The organism is Buttiauxella sp. AC038 (assembly GCF_979253565.1).
In genome coordinates this window covers 3,144,065-3,158,346 of sequence record NZ_CEEDCQ010000001.1, presented here as the reverse complement: position 1 = coordinate 3,158,346, position 14,282 = coordinate 3,144,065, and the positions used below count along the sequence as shown (strand labels likewise).

Sequence of the window (14,282 nt, the reverse complement as noted above, 5' to 3'; positions counted from 1 at the left end):
GGTTAACGCAAATCGAAGCGGTAACCCTGACCGCGCACCGTTGTGATGGCTTCGTGGGGATATTCAGCCAGGATCTTCTTGCGCAGACGTCCCATCAATACATCAATGGTGTGGCTTTCACGCAGTTCGGCATCGGGGTAAAGCTGAAGCATGAGTGAATCTTTGCTAACCACTTTGCCATTGTTACGAATCAGCGTTTCCATAATGGTGTATTCAAAGGCGGTCAGCTTGATGAGGCTGTCGTTGATAAGCAGCTCGCGGCGTGACAAATCGACCTGAAAAGGGGGCAGGGAAATAACCTGAGACGCCAGGCCGCTGTTGCGGCGCATTAACACCTGCATGCGGGCGACCACTTCTTCGAGATGAAACGGCTTGGTCACGTAATCATCAGCACCCGCACCCAGCACTTCGACCTTGTCTTGCCAGCCTTCACGCGCGGTCAGAACCAAGATAGGAATCGTCACGTCATGGCTGCGCCAGCGGCGAATCAGGCTCAGGCCATCTTCATCGGGCAGGCCTAAATCGACTATGGCAATATCGGGGGTATGTTCATTCAGGAAATAGTCAGCTTCTTTGGCATCTTCAGCAGCATCGACCTGATGCCCGGACTCACGTAGCTGAACCTTGAGATGGTGACGTAACAGAGCATTATCTTCTACAACCAGAACTCGCATTCTTTATCCCCCAGAATATAAACGGCATTGATAGTTTAACGCTAATTATCAACGAGGGGGCATAAACCATGTATAAACAGGCGGGGATGAAAAAAACGCCACCGCGAAGGGTGGCGTTGGAAGGTTATTTCAGTTCGTCAACCATGGTGATGGCGCGGCCAATATAGTTAGCCGGGGTCATCGCTTTCAGGCGAGTTTTTTCCTCTTCTGGCAGCTCAAGGCTGTCGATAAACTGCTTCATGCCTTCCGCATCAACACGCTTACCGCGAGTCAGCTCTTTGAGCTTCTCGTATGGCTTCTCAATGCCGTAACGGCGCATCACGGTCTGAATTGGCTCAGCCAACACTTCCCAGTTGAGATCCAGTTCTGCCAGCAGGCGGTCACGGTTCACTTCCAGCTTACTCACACCTTTCAGGGTTGACTGGTATGCAATCAGCGCATAGCCAATACCCACGCCAAGGTTACGCAGCACGGTGGAGTCAGTTAGGTCGCGCTGCCAGCGTGAAACAGGCAGTTTGCTCGCCAGGTGTTGCAGCATTGCGTTAGACAGACCCAGGTTGCCTTCGGAGTTTTCGAAGTCAATTGGGTTAACTTTGTGCGGCATAGTGGAAGAGCCAATTTCGCCGGCAATCGTTTTCTGCTTGAAGTGGTTCAGCGCGATGTAACCCCAGACGTCACGATCGAAGTCGATAAGAATGGTGTTAAAGCGTGCCATGCAATCAAACAGCTCAGCGATGTAATCGTGCGGCTCGATTTGCGTGGTGTACGGGTTCCACTGAATGCCCAGTGAAGTCACGAACTCTTCGCTGAACTGGTGCCAGTCAACTTCCGGGTAAGCAACCATATGGGCGTTATAGTTACCCACCGCGCCGTTGATTTTGCCCAGAATGTCCACTTTCTCTAACTGACGGAACTGGCGCTCCATGCGGTACGCCACGTTTGCCATTTCTTTACCCATTGTTGATGGGGTGGCAGGCTGGCCGTGAGTACGGGAAAGCAGAGGAATATCACGATACTGAACCGACAGGTCTTTCACCGCGTCGATCACTTTGCGCCAGTACGGCAGCACCACGTCCTGGCGTGCAGTTTGCAGCATCAACGCGTGGGACAGGTTGTTGATATCTTCAGAAGTACAGGCGAAGTGAATAAATTCAGATACCGCATGCAGGGCAGGGACGGCCTCTACTTTTTCTTTCAGGAAATACTCAACCGCTTTTACGTCGTGATTGGTGGTGCGTTCAATGGTTTTGATGCGCGCGGCATCTTCTTCACTAAACTCAGCAACAATTTTATCAAGGTAACCGATTGCGTCTGCGTCAAAAGCAGGAACTTCCTTGATCGCTGCGTGCGTGGCCAGTTTTTGCAGCCAACGTACTTCGACTTGTACGCGGAATTTCAGCAAACCAAATTCGCTGAAAATAGCGCGCAGAGCGCTGACTTTGTCGCCGTAACGTCCATCAACGGGGGAAACGGCGGTCAGTGAGGATAATTCCATAAGTTACAACTCCAGAGAGGTTAACATTGAGCAAGAATTTGTTTGGCCTGAGCACACAGGCGACTACGAGAAAACATTAACTGCAAGCGGCCGCCGCCAACTTGATGCCACAATACGGCGGCACGAATACCGGCCAATAATGAGGCGCGGACTTTGCTCTGCACCTGCGGGCTTTGCAGCACAGCAGGGGAGCCGGTGACCTGAATACGTGGGCCTAATGGACTAATCACATCCACATAAATCCCGGCCATGGCGCTAAGCAGTGTGTCGGACTCAAGATCAAAATGATCAAGCTGGCGCTGCAACCCGGCAATGCTTGAGCCAAGTTTATCCATTGCGCCTTTGCTGCCGTGAAGTTTACGTTCTAGCACCATCAGGCTTAATGTGTAGCGCGTCAGTTCAGCGTTCAGACCCTGGCGATTACTGGCGTTCAACACGCCGAGCAAGGTTTCCAGACCGAGTTTAAGATTGGCTTCGTTGCCACCAAAAACATCCAGCGTGGAGCCCGGGTTTTGATCGATAACGCTGTTCAACGAGACATGCAGCGCATCGTTATCGCAATGCCCCTGGTGTGCCAATTGCTGAACCAGACGGGCAGACTGGCAGATCCCTGCCAGTGCGATGGTGATGTCATAGTAATTCTTGGCCACGGAGCTTCTTCCTTGCTGACAATTTTTAAACAGTGAGCGGCAGACGCTGCTCAATAACACCACCACCGAGGCATACTTCACCGAGATAGAACACGGCAGACTGGCCTGGTGTGACGGCAGCAACAGGTACATCAAAACGCACTTCAATACGGTCTGCATCCAGCGGTGTAATCACGCATGGAAGGTCAGTCTGGCGATAGCGGGTTTTGACCGTACACTTCAGTGGTTCGGTCAACGTTTCACGGTCAACCCAATGAAGTTGCTGTGCAATTAAGCCAACGGACATCAGACGTGGATGCTCACTACCCTGAGCCACAACCAGGATATTGTTCTCAACGTCTTTATCGACGGTGTACCACGGCTCTTCGCTACCGTCTTTGGTGCCACCGATGCCCAGGCCTTTACGCTGGCCCAGAGTGTGGTACATCAAACCCTGGTGCTGACCAATGGTTTCACCATCAACGGTGACAATTTTACCCGGTTGTGCAGGCAGGTATCGGCCAAGGAATTCGCGGAATTTGCGCTCGCCGATAAAGCAGATACCGGTGGAGTCTTTTTTCTTCGCGGTGATCAAATCTAACTCTTCAGCAATGCGGCGCACTTCGGGCTTTTCCAGTTCACCGACCGGGAACAGGCTTTGTGCGATTTGCTCGTGCCCCAGCGTATAAAGGAAGTAGCTTTGATCTTTGTTGCTGTCTAAGCCGCGCAACAGGCGACTTTTACCGTCCACATCTTCGCGACGCACGTAGTGACCGGTAGCGATGTAATCGGCACCTAAATCTTCGGCGGCAAATTCGAGGAAGGCTTTAAATTTGATCTCTTTGTTGCACAGAATATCCGGGTTAGGTGTGCGCCCGGCTTTGTACTCTTCCAGGAAGTGTTCAAATACGTTATCCCAGTATTCTGCGGCAAAGTTTACGGTATGCAGTTCAATGCCGAGCTTGTCGCAAACGGCTTGCGCGTCAGCTAAATCAGCAGCTGCGGTGCAGTACTCCTCGCCATCATCCTCTTCCCAGTTCTTCATGAACAGGCCTTCCACCTTGTAACCTTGTTGCTGCAACAGGTAAGCGGAAACGGAGGAATCGACACCGCCGGACATCCCGACAATCACTTTTTTTGGGCTTTCAGACATTGGAGTAACTCACGACATTGAACTTATAAGGCGGCGTATTCTATCACGCATCCCCAAAGCTATCACCCCTAACTAAACGGCCAGTTAAATGCGCCCAGAATGCTGAGTGGATAACGTTCCGCACGTTGGTAGCAGCGAATACTTTCGGCAACCAGCGGTGAGCGCAAATTATCAGCGTTAACAATTTGTTGCGCATCGAGCCATAAACAACGATCGATGTCGCTATCGTGGGGCGTTGTCGGGAGTTGCTCGTCGAGATCGATGGAAAACAGGAATCGCAGGAAAGGGGTTTTATCCGGGGCTATCCATTGGTGCATGCGGATAAAGGTTTGCGGTTGCGCACAAATACCGGTTTCTTCATATAATTCGCGCGTAGCCGCTTCTATTAACGTTTCGTCAGCTTCCAGGTGCCCGGCAGGCTGATTCCACGTGGCTTTGCCATTGATTGTTTCTTCAACAACCAAAAATTTCTCTTGTGCCTGAACGACGCAGGCTACGGTAACGTGCGGTTTAAACATCGTTATTTTTCCTGTCTCAAATTCGTTAGTACGATCATTATAAAGTGATCTGGATCACATATTTTTACTGTGACCTATACTCTGTTGGATTTCAAAAATCCCACGAGGGCACCATCATGCAGCTTACCACGCGTATTATGCCGCAACAGAAACGTATCGCTTTAGTAGCTCACGATCCTTGTAAACCCGACTTGCTGAACTGGGCGGTTGATAACCAGACGGCTCTTAGCCAACATATCATTTACGCAACAGGCACCACTGGAAACCTATTGCAGGCACACACTCGGTTATCCGTTCTGGCGTTGATGAGTGGTTCGATAGGGGGCGACCAACAGCTAGGATATCTGATTGCATCAGGCCAGATAGATGTGCTGATTTTCTTCTGGGACCCGCTCAGCGCAGTGCCACATCATTCTGATGTCAAAGCTTTGATGCGGCTGGCGACGGCTTGGAATATCCCGATTGCCAGCAACGCATGTAGCGCCAATTTCTTGATTCATTCATCGCTCTTTGAGCAGGCGCTGGAAATCACCGTACCTGATAGCGATGCTTTCCTCAGTAGCCGTGTTTCGCATGTCACTCAACACGGCGTGAATACCCAGCACCTTTTATAGCGTGTCCATTGGGATTTCGCGCCATTCACCTGGCACTAAATCTGCCAGTTCCAGCGTACCCATTGCATAACGCACCAGGCGCAGCGTCGGGTAACCGACATGCGCCGTCATCCGCCGAACCTGGCGATTACGGCCTTCATATAAAGTGATCTTCAACCAACTGGTTGGAATGGCCTTACGCTCACGAATTGGAGGGTTACGCGCCCATATCCATGTTGGCTCATCAACTAACTCCGCGCCTGCTGGCAGGGTAGGGCCGTCGTTGAGCGTCACGCCATTTCGCAACGATTCCAGCGCTTCTTCCGTCGGCACACCTTCAACCTGCACGAAATAAATTTTACCGGTGCGTTTACCAGGCTCCGTCAGTTTTGCCTGCAATGCGCCGTCATTGGTTAACACCAGCAAACCTTCGCTATCTCTGTCCAGACGTCCCGCCGCGTAAATTCCTTGTAACGGTATGTAATCTTTCAGCGTGCTGCGCCCGGATTCGTCGGTAAATTGCGGTAGCACATCATAGGGTTTATTGAAGATAACCAGCCGCTTCGGTCCGCTATGCTGTGGTTTTTTGGCAGGTCGTTGTGTGCTGAATCGTTTAACTTGCTGGTTTCTAAAAGAAGTTTTATTCATAGTGTTTTCAGATGTTAGGTATTAACGCATTATAACGGAAATCACCAGTGATTGGCGCGGGCCTGATATTCAAGTAGTATTGACACGCACATTACAAATCATTAACAAAAAGAAGCGCTCGAAGGAGAAGGTTAATGGAAAGCAAAGTAGTTGTTCCGGCGGAAGGTAAAAAGATCACCCTGCAAGATGGCAAACTGAATGTTCCTCACAACCCAATTATTCCTTTCATTGAAGGTGATGGTATCGGTGTGGACGTGACGCCAGCTATGATTAAAGTGGTTGATGCCGCCGTGCAGAAGGCCTACAAAGGCGAGCGGAAAATTTCCTGGATGGAAATCTATACCGGCGAAAAATCTACCCAACTTTATGGCCAGGATGTCTGGCTGCCAGAAGAAACTCTGGACCTGATTCGTGATTACCGCGTGGCGATTAAAGGGCCACTGACCACGCCAGTTGGCGGCGGCATTCGTTCTCTGAACGTTGCTCTGCGCCAGCAACTCGACCTGTACGTATGCCTGCGTCCGGTGCGTTACTACCAGGGCACGCCAAGCCCGGTTAAACACCCAGAGCTGACCAACATGGTTATCTTCCGTGAGAACTCAGAAGATATTTATGCGGGCATCGAGTGGAAGGCTGACAGCGCAGAAGCTGAAAAAGTCATCAAATTCCTGCGTGATGAAATGGGCGTAACGAAAATTCGTTTCCCAGAACATTGCGGTATCGGCATCAAGCCTTGCTCAGAAGAAGGCACCAAACGCCTGGTTCGTGCAGCCATCGAATACGCAATCACCAACGACCGTGATTCCGTGACCCTGGTTCACAAAGGCAACATCATGAAATTCACCGAAGGTGCTTTCAAAGACTGGGGCTACCAACTGGCGCGTGAAGAATTCGGCGGCGAGCTGATCGATGGCGGTCCATGGGTGAAACTGAAAAACCCTAACACCGGCAAAGAGATTATCGTTAAAGACGTGATTGCTGATGCATTCCTGCAACAGATCCTGCTGCGTCCTGCTGAGTATGACGTAATTGCATGTATGAACCTGAACGGTGACTACATCTCCGACGCCCTGGCAGCTCAGGTTGGCGGTATCGGTATCGCACCAGGCGCTAACATCGGTGACGAATGCGCACTGTTCGAAGCCACCCACGGCACAGCACCAAAATATGCAGGCCAGGATAAAGTGAACCCAGGTTCCATCATCCTGTCCGCAGAGATGATGCTGCGTCATATGGAATGGTTCGAAGCGGCTGACTTAATTGTTAAAGGTATGGAAGGCGCGATTAACGCGAAAACCGTAACTTACGATTTCGAACGTCTGATGCCTGAAGCTAAGCTGCTGAAATGCTCAGAGTTTGGCGACGCAATGATCGAACATATGTAATTAGCGAAGTTTGCTAATGCTGAAACGGGAGCCTGGTGCTCCCGTTTTTTATTATTAGCATTTCAATGGTTATCAATATTTAATCAAAAATCTTTCCAAAAATTCCTAAACTGTTTTTTTAATATTTAATCTGCACACTTTGTTCTCAGGCTTAGTCATATCTAACAGTCAGCTCAAAGCAGACTGACAGATTGAATCATGTCCTAAAATCTGGACTGGAAAACAGTTTGTATCACTATCCTTCTAAAACTCTTCTGTCAAACCTGGCAAAATACTTCTGCAAAACGGTTATAAATTAATACAGATTAAACAATTCCATTTTGCATTCGATTATTTAACATCTTTAAAACCATCCAGTGTTTGCCCCCAGCTCATCTCGTGTTATCTGCGTTTTATGCTCTTTGTAATTCATAAACGTTCCCGTACTGCTAGTCACATTAGCGTTAACTTTATAAATTTCATCAGCCAGAGTTTGTGCTTGTATCGGCGTCAAACCCATAGTTTTTGCGTCTTGTCCCAGTTGGTATACCTGATTATAAGCCGGGGAATTTGCTTTTTCCGTTGCGTCTGGCCTGCTTGCATAATTACCGCCCATGATAGTTGGATCATGCTTAAGCAGCTGCAACCATAAAGTCTATAATTTAGATACGCCAAACTGGCGCGGCTCGCCTATTCAAGGAATTATTTATGAATAAATATGCATTGATACTGCTGGCTGCTTCAACGCTTATCACCGCTATACCTTCGCAAGCAACTGAGCAGTCCAGGCAACGGCAGGGTGCCCGTGATGTAAGGCAGGGCACACGGGAGGCATCGCGTAACGTCAAGCAGGAGTGCCGTCAAGGTGTTGTCGGCAATGCCGACTGTCGACAGGATCACCGCCAGAACAAACAGGAAGGGCGTGATAAAGCCCGCGATATAAAATATTAATCATAGGGATGGGTACGTAAATTTAAAATTGTATTTCTTCTGGCACGACGAGCAAAGCAACTGAAGTGTATTATTTGGGCCCGCCATGATGGTGTGCTAACCCACTTTAGGGATTTAACACGTTAAGGAATTTACAATGAAAAAATATGTATTAATGCTGCTTGCTGCGTCCACCCTGATGACTGCATTACCCGTTCTGGCAACGGAGCAGGCGCAGGAACGCCAGGATGGGCGTCAAGCCAAGCAAGAGTGCCGTGACGGTCTGGTCGGTAATGCCGATTGCCGCCAGGAAAAGCGTGATATCAAGCACTGATAGAGCAAAGGGTAAGAGTCATTCCATGTTCGTGCAGTAAAAATCCCGCCACGTTAGCGGGATTTTTATTATCTGGAATTAAAAGGTGTATTTGATACCCATTCGATAACGAACTTCCATTTCGTCTTTCTCATGGTCTTCGTTGTAACGAGGAACATATCCAATTTCAGTATAGGGCTTCCAGTGCTTGTCAATATTATAGCTGGCGACAACATTATACAGCCAATAATTATGGTCGCCTTCATAATCATCATAGTTAGTAAGACGATATTCCAGATCGCCTATTATTGAGAATTGATCATTTGCGTAACCAAATTCCCAATTGAATTGGTTGTAGTTTTTATTTTTAACCGATTGGTTCTCATTAACTTCAATACCCGGACGCCAGCGCAGTGTTGTCAGCCAGTTATCATTTATTTGGTAGTTAGCTTTAATTTGAGCACGGTAAGCAATATAACTGTCGCCTACATCTAGGTTAATGGCAGGTGCTAGCGTAAGTTGTTCATTAATAGTAAAGTTTTTACCAAATTCAAATTCGCTGCCACTGCCACTGTACTTTTCAATACCATTTTTGAAGCCTTCACTATCAGTTTCAGTCTTTTCAGAGACTCTCCCTTCTACGCTCGCAAAATAACCATCCTGGGTAGTGTGACCAATTTTAATCCTGTCTGCATTGGTGCCGCTCTCAGGTTTATATTCGTGACGATAATCAAGTGTAACCGCGTTTGAAGAAACAGAGATCAATAGTGTTGCGCAGGCACTAAGTTTAAAGAGACTCTTCATTTAATCTTTCCATGTTGTGAATTAAAAATCAGTCATCGGACTGGTAACGATGCTAATTAATTTTCAGTTTGGAAATAGATAACTTGATCAAATAAATGAAATGGTGTTTCAGTTACTTTGTTTTTTATTAAATAAAATAATTATTGTTTTCCACACGGCAATATTGACAACGTGTGAATACAGCCTCTATTAATAAACCCAGTATAGAAGCAAGTTATTCAGGAGTTTTAAAGTGTTATTCGTGATTTAGCCGGGGCCAAAGCGGGAAGCATTTTCTCCCGCTTTTCCGGGAACCTTATGTGTCTGGTTTTTCATACCTAGGCAATTGGGTTATCTGATAAGTCTTCGTGCTTTCGATTGTGCAGCGATCTGGATTCGGGTTTCCCGAATAAAACATGAAGTACTGTTGTTTTTCAGGGAAGAAAACCAGGTCATCTCCGTTTTGGAAGCTGGTGACGCGGAAGGGAACATCATTTTTTGTTTTGGATTTTTTCACACCTGAAGCAACCAGAAAGTGATCGTCCCACTTCATGGTAGAAAGGTCATGGTTAAACCGTGATATGACAACATTTTCCCGCATTGAGCACGACAATTGGGTGGCTGTGGCGGCGAAAGCAGAGGATTGAACGAGGCCCAGAAGGCTAATAAAGAGAATGAGTTTCATAAACTAGCTCATTTTGTAATGAATTTGAATGGAAGGGTAACATCTCTCACTAAATAATTTAACCGCAGTAAATTATTGGTTGGATTTTAATCTAAATGGCTATTTTTTATTTATGACTGGTTGATTTAATAGCAATAAGTTGGTTTTTTAAGCGAACGATTCGCAGGGGTTTGCATAGCGGCTCGGCTTTGTATAATATGTTTTCCACGCCGACTTAGCTCAGTAGGTAGAGCAACTGACTTGTAATCAGTAGGTCACCAGTTCGATTCCGGTAGTCGGCACCATACATTAAAAAAACCACCTTTCAGGTGGTTTTTTTTCGTCTGTATTTTACCCAATGAAAAGAAAGGAAGGCTAGCTGTTGGTAGCGCTTCCTTTTGTACTCAATTAGATCCAACCCTGTTGGCTTGCCAGCCACACAAGAATGGCTACCACGATTAATACTATTGTTGTTTTTCTCATAACTGCGAAACCCGTTTAAAACATCTGACGATGAGTGGCGAGGATGATATCAGGAGTTGAAGACGGAAAACCTCACGTTTTTACTGAACCGCCAGGCTTTACTCTTCGCAAACCAGCCAAAAATCTGCTTCGTCAAACATCTCTTCAACCAGACGGTTAATCTTTTCTTTTTCATTTTTGGTGCAGTCGCTGTGAACTGCATTGGTCTGCATCGGTTTTACCCTGACGTCGGCATCGGGGAAAATGGCCTGGACCCGTCGAGTCAGTTCATTAAGAATTTTGTCATTTGCACCGGGAAGGCCCGCTACATTTCGTTTGTCGTAAACCAATTCAACGAACATAAAATGCTCCTTCTAAAGCTGTATTTATATACAGTAATAAATATCGGTATCCAAGGCAAGCCTGTTCCCGAAAAACACAGTGTATGCAGAGGAGTGGTGAGGGTTATTCTGCTTTAACGCCTGTAAGCGGAGTCTCATGTTCACGTGCTTTCATCTGTTCCATGATTAATTGGTAAGCAATGTAATACTTGAAGATATTGCTCACGTATTGCACGGTTTCATTGCCAATTCGTTGCTGGGCAATGCGTTCGACATTATCAAACCAGATGTTGGGATCAAGACCTTTAGCCTCGGCTTCTTTACGTAGCCGGGCAATTTTAGCTGGCCCTGCATTATAGGAAGCAAAGGTGAACAGCAGTTTGTTCATTTCAGTCATCGGCTGGTCTGCAAAATAGCGGTCGCACATAAAGCGGATATATTTCACACCCGCATTGATGTTTGGGTCGATTAACCGTATATCACCGACTTTTAGCTCTTTCCCTGTCGTGGGGAGCACTTGCATCACGCCAATCGCACCGCTTTTACTTCGCACCTTCTGGTCAAGACGGGACTCCTGGTAGCCTTGCGCTGCCATCAAAAGCCAGTCGACATTATATTGCTCACCATATTTGCGGAAAATTTCTGTCACCTGATAAAACTTATCCAGCTCTTCTTGGGAACGCGCATCTTTCACCCATTTCGTATTGCGCAGGTACTTATAAACCTGCTGGTTGCCGAATGAGGTACCGATTTTATGCGTGGTCATAAATTTATCGAGTTGCGCGCGCAGGAGCGGGGAATCCTTGCGCATTGCCAGGGCAATAGATCCATCATCACGCAGGGTAATGTTTTCGTAGACCACCAAATTGGGGTAAATCTGTTTCCACAGCAATGCCAGGTATCTATCGGCGACGGTGTAATCCGCAAGGTTAGCATTCACCATCTCAAGAATATCTTCTGGTTCAAAATTACCAGGGGCTTTAGTGACGACTGCCGAAGGAAGTTTCTTCTCTGCTAAGCTTTTATTCAGTGCATCAATACTGGAGATGTAGCTGGTCGAAGGATTCACAAACAGAGATTTACCTGACAGGGATTCAACATTCTTTAATTTAGGCGCTTTACTACTGGCAATAACGACTTCACGGACGTTTTGTGCCAATGGAGCGCTGAAGTCGACGAGTTTTTCGCGCTCTTCGGTAATCGTCAAATTAGCCGCAATTATATCGCCACGCCCGGCCACAAGTTGGGGGATAAGTTGATCGCGAGCGGTCGGGATAAACAGAAGATGTGTTTTCTTAGAGGGTTTTAAGCCCTTATTAATTTGTTTATCAAACTCTTGCATCAGTTCAACCATGATGCCGCGTTGTGTCCCGCTGTTATCAATAAAGTAGAAAGTTTTGCTGTAAGGAATCAAAACGCGCACGACGCGCCTTTTTGCATCACATCAAAGTCGCCCATAACCGTATTAACTTTGGTGTCGAATTTCAAAGGGGAGGCTTCGGTGGCTGCGTGCGTCATCGGTATAAACGTAAGTACTAAGAGTAGTACCAACAACAAGCGGGCCATTGTTACACCATCTATTCATTCCAGCCGGGTACTGTTTAACTATAGCTGGTGCTAAATCGTTCTGGTTAAAAACTGTGCGCTATATTGTTGCAGTAAAGTAGAGGGAAAGAAGGCTAGCCGTTCAGATGAGAAAATTATTATTTGAAAATAATTCTTGCTTCCAATGAGCGTCTATGAGTAAATGCGTCATCGGTTTGGAAGACAGACCTTATGAAAGCAGTTTTAGTAAAGCAGTCCTCAGTTCAAGCGCTATCAAGTCATCAGATACCCTTCTTCGTGAGTCTCCTCCTAAGTGCCTAAATAAGAAACGTTCTGCAATACAGACCACGTTCGCCATATTAAATGGCTATAAAATATCGAGGAAGTATCTATGTCTAAAATGACTGGTTTAGTAAAATGGTTCAACCCAGAAAAAGGTTTCGGCTTCATCACTCCTGACAATGGTAGCAAAGATGTGTTCGTTCACTTCTCTGCCATTCAGAGCAATGATTTCAAAACTCTGGACGAAGGTCAGAAAGTTGAGTTCTCTGTTGAGAACGGCGCTAAAGGTCCTTCAGCAACTAACGTTGTTGCTCTGTAAGACTGCTAACGCATACTAAGACTGACGCATGCGAAGACGGTGAATAACCCGAGCCGTTAAGTCAAAGTGAATAAACCCGCCATGTGCGGGTTTTTTGTTGTCTGAATTTCCTGAAGCCCGCCTTTTATCCTTATTATCAATGCCATACATCTTCTGTGGCTAATCAATTATTTACATTAAATAACGCTGTACCCTCAGTTGGTTTACACCCGGTAGACTATGCTTCCAGTGAAATAGACTTATTTCAGCATCGCATGAATTAATAACTGGAGTTTTTTTATGGGCTTTTGGCGTATTGTTTTTACGATTATTTTACCACCGCTTGGTGTCTTGCTGGGTAAAGGGTTCGGTTGGGCATTTCTTTTGAATATTGTACTGACGCTACTGGGTTATATCCCTGGCCTGATTCATGCCTTCTGGGTGCAAAGTCGCGATAAATAAAATAAAACACGCAGGCAAGTTTTTACGTGCGTTACGCAAGCTATAAAGTTGCGTAACGTGCGAGCGGCAACACCTTTTGCCGCGTTCCTCGTATTACTGCTCATCACCCCCCTGTTTACATTTTCACCTAAGAATGTTCTGATATAGCCAATTATTTAATGAGCTACAGAGTCACTTTATGTTTCAGTTAAAACCGGGAATGCTGGCAATAATCATCGGTTCCCGTACTGCCGCCGGGCGTGTCAATGTGGGTAAATCAGTCGAGCTTTTTGGGCTGTGTGAGCCGGGTGAAAGCTTTGTTAACCCGGTAACCGGTGTGGTGACACAACTCCCACATGATGCGAATTATCCACTGTGGCTGGTCACTGGCAATGTCGTGGCATTTGATGGCCGCGAAGGTTATACCTTTGTTCGCGGCGAGTATCTTATGCCACTGGATAAGACATTATTGCCTGAGGTTGATGAAGCGCAGGTGGTTTATTAAAGAGTATGAGGGCAGAGCAGGTGAGCTATTCGCAACCCTTGCCTTTATTCACGACTATCAGCTATTAGCCTTATCTAGCTCGTCGACTCTGGCAATCAGTTCGACGAGTTCAGTTTCCGCATAAACTTCGATACCGTGCTGTCGCAACAATGCGGCTGCAACGCCCATCCCTGGCTGCGTTACCCCTTGAAAAGAGCCGTCATAAATTTTCTGACTGCCACAGGTAGGGCTGCCATCCGTCATTAAAGCTAGCTGGCACCCGGAATCTTGTGCGGTTTTTAAGGCTAGCCATGCGGCTAATAAATAGTGCTGACTGACGTCCGATCCATCACTTTCCAGAATGGTTGCCATGCCTTTTAGTGCTTCCTGACCGCCACCGCCGACCAACTCTGCCGGGAGTCGTGGCGTTGCAAGACCTGCGGCTAATTCCGGGCAATGAACGACCAGACGCTGCTCTTGCTGCCAGCGTGCTAACACCTCTGCAATCAGCGGTTTATCTTGACCGTTATAGCGAATTTTAAAGCCCATCAGGCAGGCACTGACCAGTATTTTTGTTTTCATTACATCACGCAGAAGTGAGAGACAAAGCACGTTACTACAGTATGTTGTATTTACGCCACCCTGCTAATTTTGGGCGTTGCAGG

General features: G+C 47.1%; 19 protein-coding genes and 1 tRNA gene. 8 read left to right on the top strand and 12 right to left on the bottom strand.

The features are described 5' to 3' along the window. Window positions 1-2: 2 nt before the first annotated feature. The 5 genes from phoP to AC0IXI_RS15105 all read right to left on the bottom strand — a co-directional run bounded on the left by phoP (window position 3) and on the right by AC0IXI_RS15105 (window position 4,469). Window positions 3-674 carry a two-component system response regulator PhoP gene (gene phoP, locus AC0IXI_RS15125; protein ID WP_064518010.1) on the bottom strand — a complete coding sequence of 224 codons (672 nt, stop codon included), beginning with the start codon at window positions 672-674 and terminating at the stop codon, window positions 3-5. Window positions 675-798: 124 nt separating this feature from the next. Beyond that, a complete protein-coding gene (purB, locus tag AC0IXI_RS15120) occupies window positions 799-2,169 on the bottom strand; it encodes an adenylosuccinate lyase (RefSeq protein WP_064518013.1) in 1,371 nt (456 codons plus the stop codon). A gap of 20 nt (window positions 2,170-2,189) precedes the next feature. Further along, window positions 2,190-2,819: a high frequency lysogenization protein HflD gene (hflD, locus tag AC0IXI_RS15115; RefSeq protein ID WP_134183377.1), complete on the bottom strand. Its 630-nt coding sequence runs from the start codon at window positions 2,817-2,819 to the stop codon at window positions 2,190-2,192. A 25-nt stretch (window positions 2,820-2,844) separates the two neighbouring features. Continuing rightward, entirely contained in the window at window positions 2,845-3,951 is a 1,107-nt protein-coding gene (mnmA, locus tag AC0IXI_RS15110) for a tRNA 2-thiouridine(34) synthase MnmA (protein ID WP_064518017.1), read from the bottom strand. Window positions 3,952-4,019: 68 nt separating this feature from the next. Continuing rightward, the gene (locus tag AC0IXI_RS15105) at window positions 4,020-4,469 is read right to left on the bottom strand and encodes an NUDIX hydrolase (RefSeq protein WP_471682719.1); all 450 of its coding nucleotides are present in this window, start codon (window positions 4,467-4,469) and stop codon (window positions 4,020-4,022) included. A gap of 116 nt (window positions 4,470-4,585) precedes the next feature. On the opposite strand from AC0IXI_RS15105, the gene AC0IXI_RS15100 reads away from it, so the two are divergent. Then, window positions 4,586-5,083: a methylglyoxal synthase gene (locus tag AC0IXI_RS15100; protein WP_064518021.1), complete on the top strand. Its 498-nt coding sequence runs from the start codon at window positions 4,586-4,588 to the stop codon at window positions 5,081-5,083. On the opposite strand, the gene rluE is transcribed toward AC0IXI_RS15100, so the two are convergent. Beyond that, window positions 5,078-5,710 (bottom strand): 23S rRNA pseudouridine(2457) synthase RluE, encoded by a 633-nt coding sequence (rluE, locus tag AC0IXI_RS15095; RefSeq protein WP_471682718.1) that lies wholly within the window; start codon window positions 5,708-5,710, stop codon window positions 5,078-5,080. The genes AC0IXI_RS15100 and rluE overlap by 6 nt on opposite strands. 134 nt (window positions 5,711-5,844) lie before the next feature. On the opposite strand from rluE, the gene icd reads away from it, so the two are divergent. Continuing rightward, window positions 5,845-7,095 carry an NADP-dependent isocitrate dehydrogenase gene (icd, locus tag AC0IXI_RS15090; protein WP_064557802.1) on the top strand — a complete coding sequence of 417 codons (1,251 nt, stop codon included), beginning with the start codon at window positions 5,845-5,847 and terminating at the stop codon, window positions 7,093-7,095. A gap of 343 nt (window positions 7,096-7,438) precedes the next feature. On the opposite strand, the gene AC0IXI_RS15085 is transcribed toward icd, so the two are convergent. Continuing rightward, window positions 7,439-7,690 carry a hypothetical protein gene (locus tag AC0IXI_RS15085; protein WP_471682717.1) on the bottom strand — a complete coding sequence of 84 codons (252 nt, stop codon included), beginning with the start codon at window positions 7,688-7,690 and terminating at the stop codon, window positions 7,439-7,441. Window positions 7,691-7,782: 92 nt separating this feature from the next. Between AC0IXI_RS15085 and AC0IXI_RS15080 the strand changes: the two genes are divergently transcribed. Both AC0IXI_RS15080 and AC0IXI_RS15075 read left to right on the top strand, forming a co-directional pair. After that, a complete protein-coding gene (locus tag AC0IXI_RS15080) occupies window positions 7,783-8,025 on the top strand; it encodes a hypothetical protein (protein WP_064518086.1) in 243 nt (80 codons plus the stop codon). A 136-nt stretch (window positions 8,026-8,161) separates the two neighbouring features. Further along, window positions 8,162-8,338, top strand: coding sequence for a hypothetical protein (locus AC0IXI_RS15075; RefSeq protein ID WP_166672021.1), 177 nt, complete (start codon window positions 8,162-8,164; stop codon window positions 8,336-8,338). A gap of 78 nt (window positions 8,339-8,416) precedes the next feature. Here AC0IXI_RS15075 and AC0IXI_RS15070 read toward each other — a convergent pair whose 3' ends face one another. Together AC0IXI_RS15070 and AC0IXI_RS15065 are read right to left on the bottom strand one after the other, a co-directional pair. Then, window positions 8,417-9,121: an oligogalacturonate-specific porin KdgM family protein gene (locus AC0IXI_RS15070; RefSeq protein WP_422569605.1), complete on the bottom strand. Its 705-nt coding sequence runs from the start codon at window positions 9,119-9,121 to the stop codon at window positions 8,417-8,419. Window positions 9,122-9,416: 295 nt separating this feature from the next. Beyond that, on the bottom strand, window positions 9,417-9,785 hold the full coding sequence (locus tag AC0IXI_RS15065; RefSeq protein WP_064518089.1) for a hypothetical protein: 369 nt from the start codon (window positions 9,783-9,785) through the stop codon (window positions 9,417-9,419). Window positions 9,786-9,993: 208 nt separating this feature from the next. Here AC0IXI_RS15065 and AC0IXI_RS15060 point away from each other — a divergent pair. Next, window positions 9,994-10,069, top strand: a tRNA-Thr gene (locus AC0IXI_RS15060). A gap of 276 nt (window positions 10,070-10,345) precedes the next feature. On the opposite strand, the gene AC0IXI_RS15055 is transcribed toward AC0IXI_RS15060, so the two are convergent. Both AC0IXI_RS15055 and AC0IXI_RS15050 read right to left on the bottom strand, forming a co-directional pair. Next, window positions 10,346-10,588 carry a DinI-like family protein gene (locus tag AC0IXI_RS15055; RefSeq protein WP_064518090.1) on the bottom strand — a complete coding sequence of 81 codons (243 nt, stop codon included), beginning with the start codon at window positions 10,586-10,588 and terminating at the stop codon, window positions 10,346-10,348. A 103-nt stretch (window positions 10,589-10,691) separates the two neighbouring features. Continuing rightward, a complete protein-coding gene (locus tag AC0IXI_RS15050; RefSeq protein WP_471682716.1) occupies window positions 10,692-11,990 on the bottom strand; it encodes an MltF family protein in 1,299 nt (432 codons plus the stop codon). A 513-nt stretch (window positions 11,991-12,503) separates the two neighbouring features. Here AC0IXI_RS15050 and cspE point away from each other — a divergent pair. The 3 genes from cspE (at window position 12,504) to AC0IXI_RS15035 (ending at window position 13,638) form a co-directional block, all read left to right on the top strand. Continuing rightward, on the top strand, window positions 12,504-12,713 hold the full coding sequence (gene cspE / locus AC0IXI_RS15045; RefSeq protein ID WP_034456078.1) for a transcription antiterminator/RNA stability regulator CspE: 210 nt from the start codon (window positions 12,504-12,506) through the stop codon (window positions 12,711-12,713). A 279-nt stretch (window positions 12,714-12,992) separates the two neighbouring features. Beyond that, complete coding sequence (locus AC0IXI_RS15040) at window positions 12,993-13,154, top strand: YqaE/Pmp3 family membrane protein (RefSeq protein WP_064518094.1); 162 nt, start codon at window positions 12,993-12,995, stop codon at window positions 13,152-13,154. Window positions 13,155-13,332: 178 nt separating this feature from the next. Further along, window positions 13,333-13,638: a hypothetical protein gene (locus AC0IXI_RS15035; protein WP_064518096.1), complete on the top strand. Its 306-nt coding sequence runs from the start codon at window positions 13,333-13,335 to the stop codon at window positions 13,636-13,638. 57 nt (window positions 13,639-13,695) lie between these two features. Here the strand turns inward: AC0IXI_RS15035 and AC0IXI_RS15030 are convergent, their stop codons facing one another. After that, window positions 13,696-14,199, bottom strand: coding sequence for a 2-thiouracil desulfurase family protein (locus AC0IXI_RS15030; RefSeq protein ID WP_064518099.1), 504 nt, complete (start codon window positions 14,197-14,199; stop codon window positions 13,696-13,698). Window positions 14,200-14,282: the final 83 nt, after the last annotated feature.

Bases quoted from the DNA above. Each gene is read 5' to 3' on its own strand.
- AC0IXI_RS15030 (WP_064518099.1), bottom strand. From the start codon at position 14,199: ATGAAAACAAAAATACTGGTCAGTGCCTGCCTGATGGGCTTTAAAATT.
- AC0IXI_RS15105 (WP_471682719.1), bottom strand. From the start codon at position 4,469: ATGTTTAAACCGCACGTTACCGTAGCCTGCGTCGTTCAGGCACAAGAG.
- AC0IXI_RS15080 (WP_064518086.1), top strand. From the start codon at position 7,783: ATGAATAAATATGCATTGATACTGCTGGCTGCTTCAACGCTTATCACC.
- purB (WP_064518013.1), bottom strand. From the start codon at position 2,169: ATGGAATTATCCTCACTGACCGCCGTTTCCCCCGTTGATGGACGTTAC.
- AC0IXI_RS15100 (WP_064518021.1), top strand. From the start codon at position 4,586: ATGCAGCTTACCACGCGTATTATGCCGCAACAGAAACGTATCGCTTTA.
- cspE (WP_034456078.1), top strand. From the start codon at position 12,504: ATGTCTAAAATGACTGGTTTAGTAAAATGGTTCAACCCAGAAAAAGGT.
- rluE (WP_471682718.1), bottom strand. From the start codon at position 5,710: ATGAATAAAACTTCTTTTAGAAACCAGCAAGTTAAACGATTCAGCACA.
- icd (WP_064557802.1), top strand. From the start codon at position 5,845: ATGGAAAGCAAAGTAGTTGTTCCGGCGGAAGGTAAAAAGATCACCCTG.
- AC0IXI_RS15055 (WP_064518090.1), bottom strand. From the start codon at position 10,588: ATGTTCGTTGAATTGGTTTACGACAAACGAAATGTAGCGGGCCTTCCC.
- AC0IXI_RS15065 (WP_064518089.1), bottom strand. From the start codon at position 9,785: ATGAAACTCATTCTCTTTATTAGCCTTCTGGGCCTCGTTCAATCCTCT.
- phoP (WP_064518010.1), bottom strand. From the start codon at position 674: ATGCGAGTTCTGGTTGTAGAAGATAATGCTCTGTTACGTCACCATCTC.
- AC0IXI_RS15040 (WP_064518094.1), top strand. From the start codon at position 12,993: ATGGGCTTTTGGCGTATTGTTTTTACGATTATTTTACCACCGCTTGGT.
- AC0IXI_RS15075 (WP_166672021.1), top strand. From the start codon at position 8,162: ATGAAAAAATATGTATTAATGCTGCTTGCTGCGTCCACCCTGATGACT.
- AC0IXI_RS15085 (WP_471682717.1), bottom strand. From the start codon at position 7,690: ATGGGCGGTAATTATGCAAGCAGGCCAGACGCAACGGAAAAAGCAAAT.
- AC0IXI_RS15070 (WP_422569605.1), bottom strand. From the start codon at position 9,121: ATGAAGAGTCTCTTTAAACTTAGTGCCTGCGCAACACTATTGATCTCT.
- AC0IXI_RS15035 (WP_064518096.1), top strand. From the start codon at position 13,333: ATGTTTCAGTTAAAACCGGGAATGCTGGCAATAATCATCGGTTCCCGT.
- mnmA (WP_064518017.1), bottom strand. From the start codon at position 3,951: ATGTCTGAAAGCCCAAAAAAAGTGATTGTCGGGATGTCCGGCGGTGTC.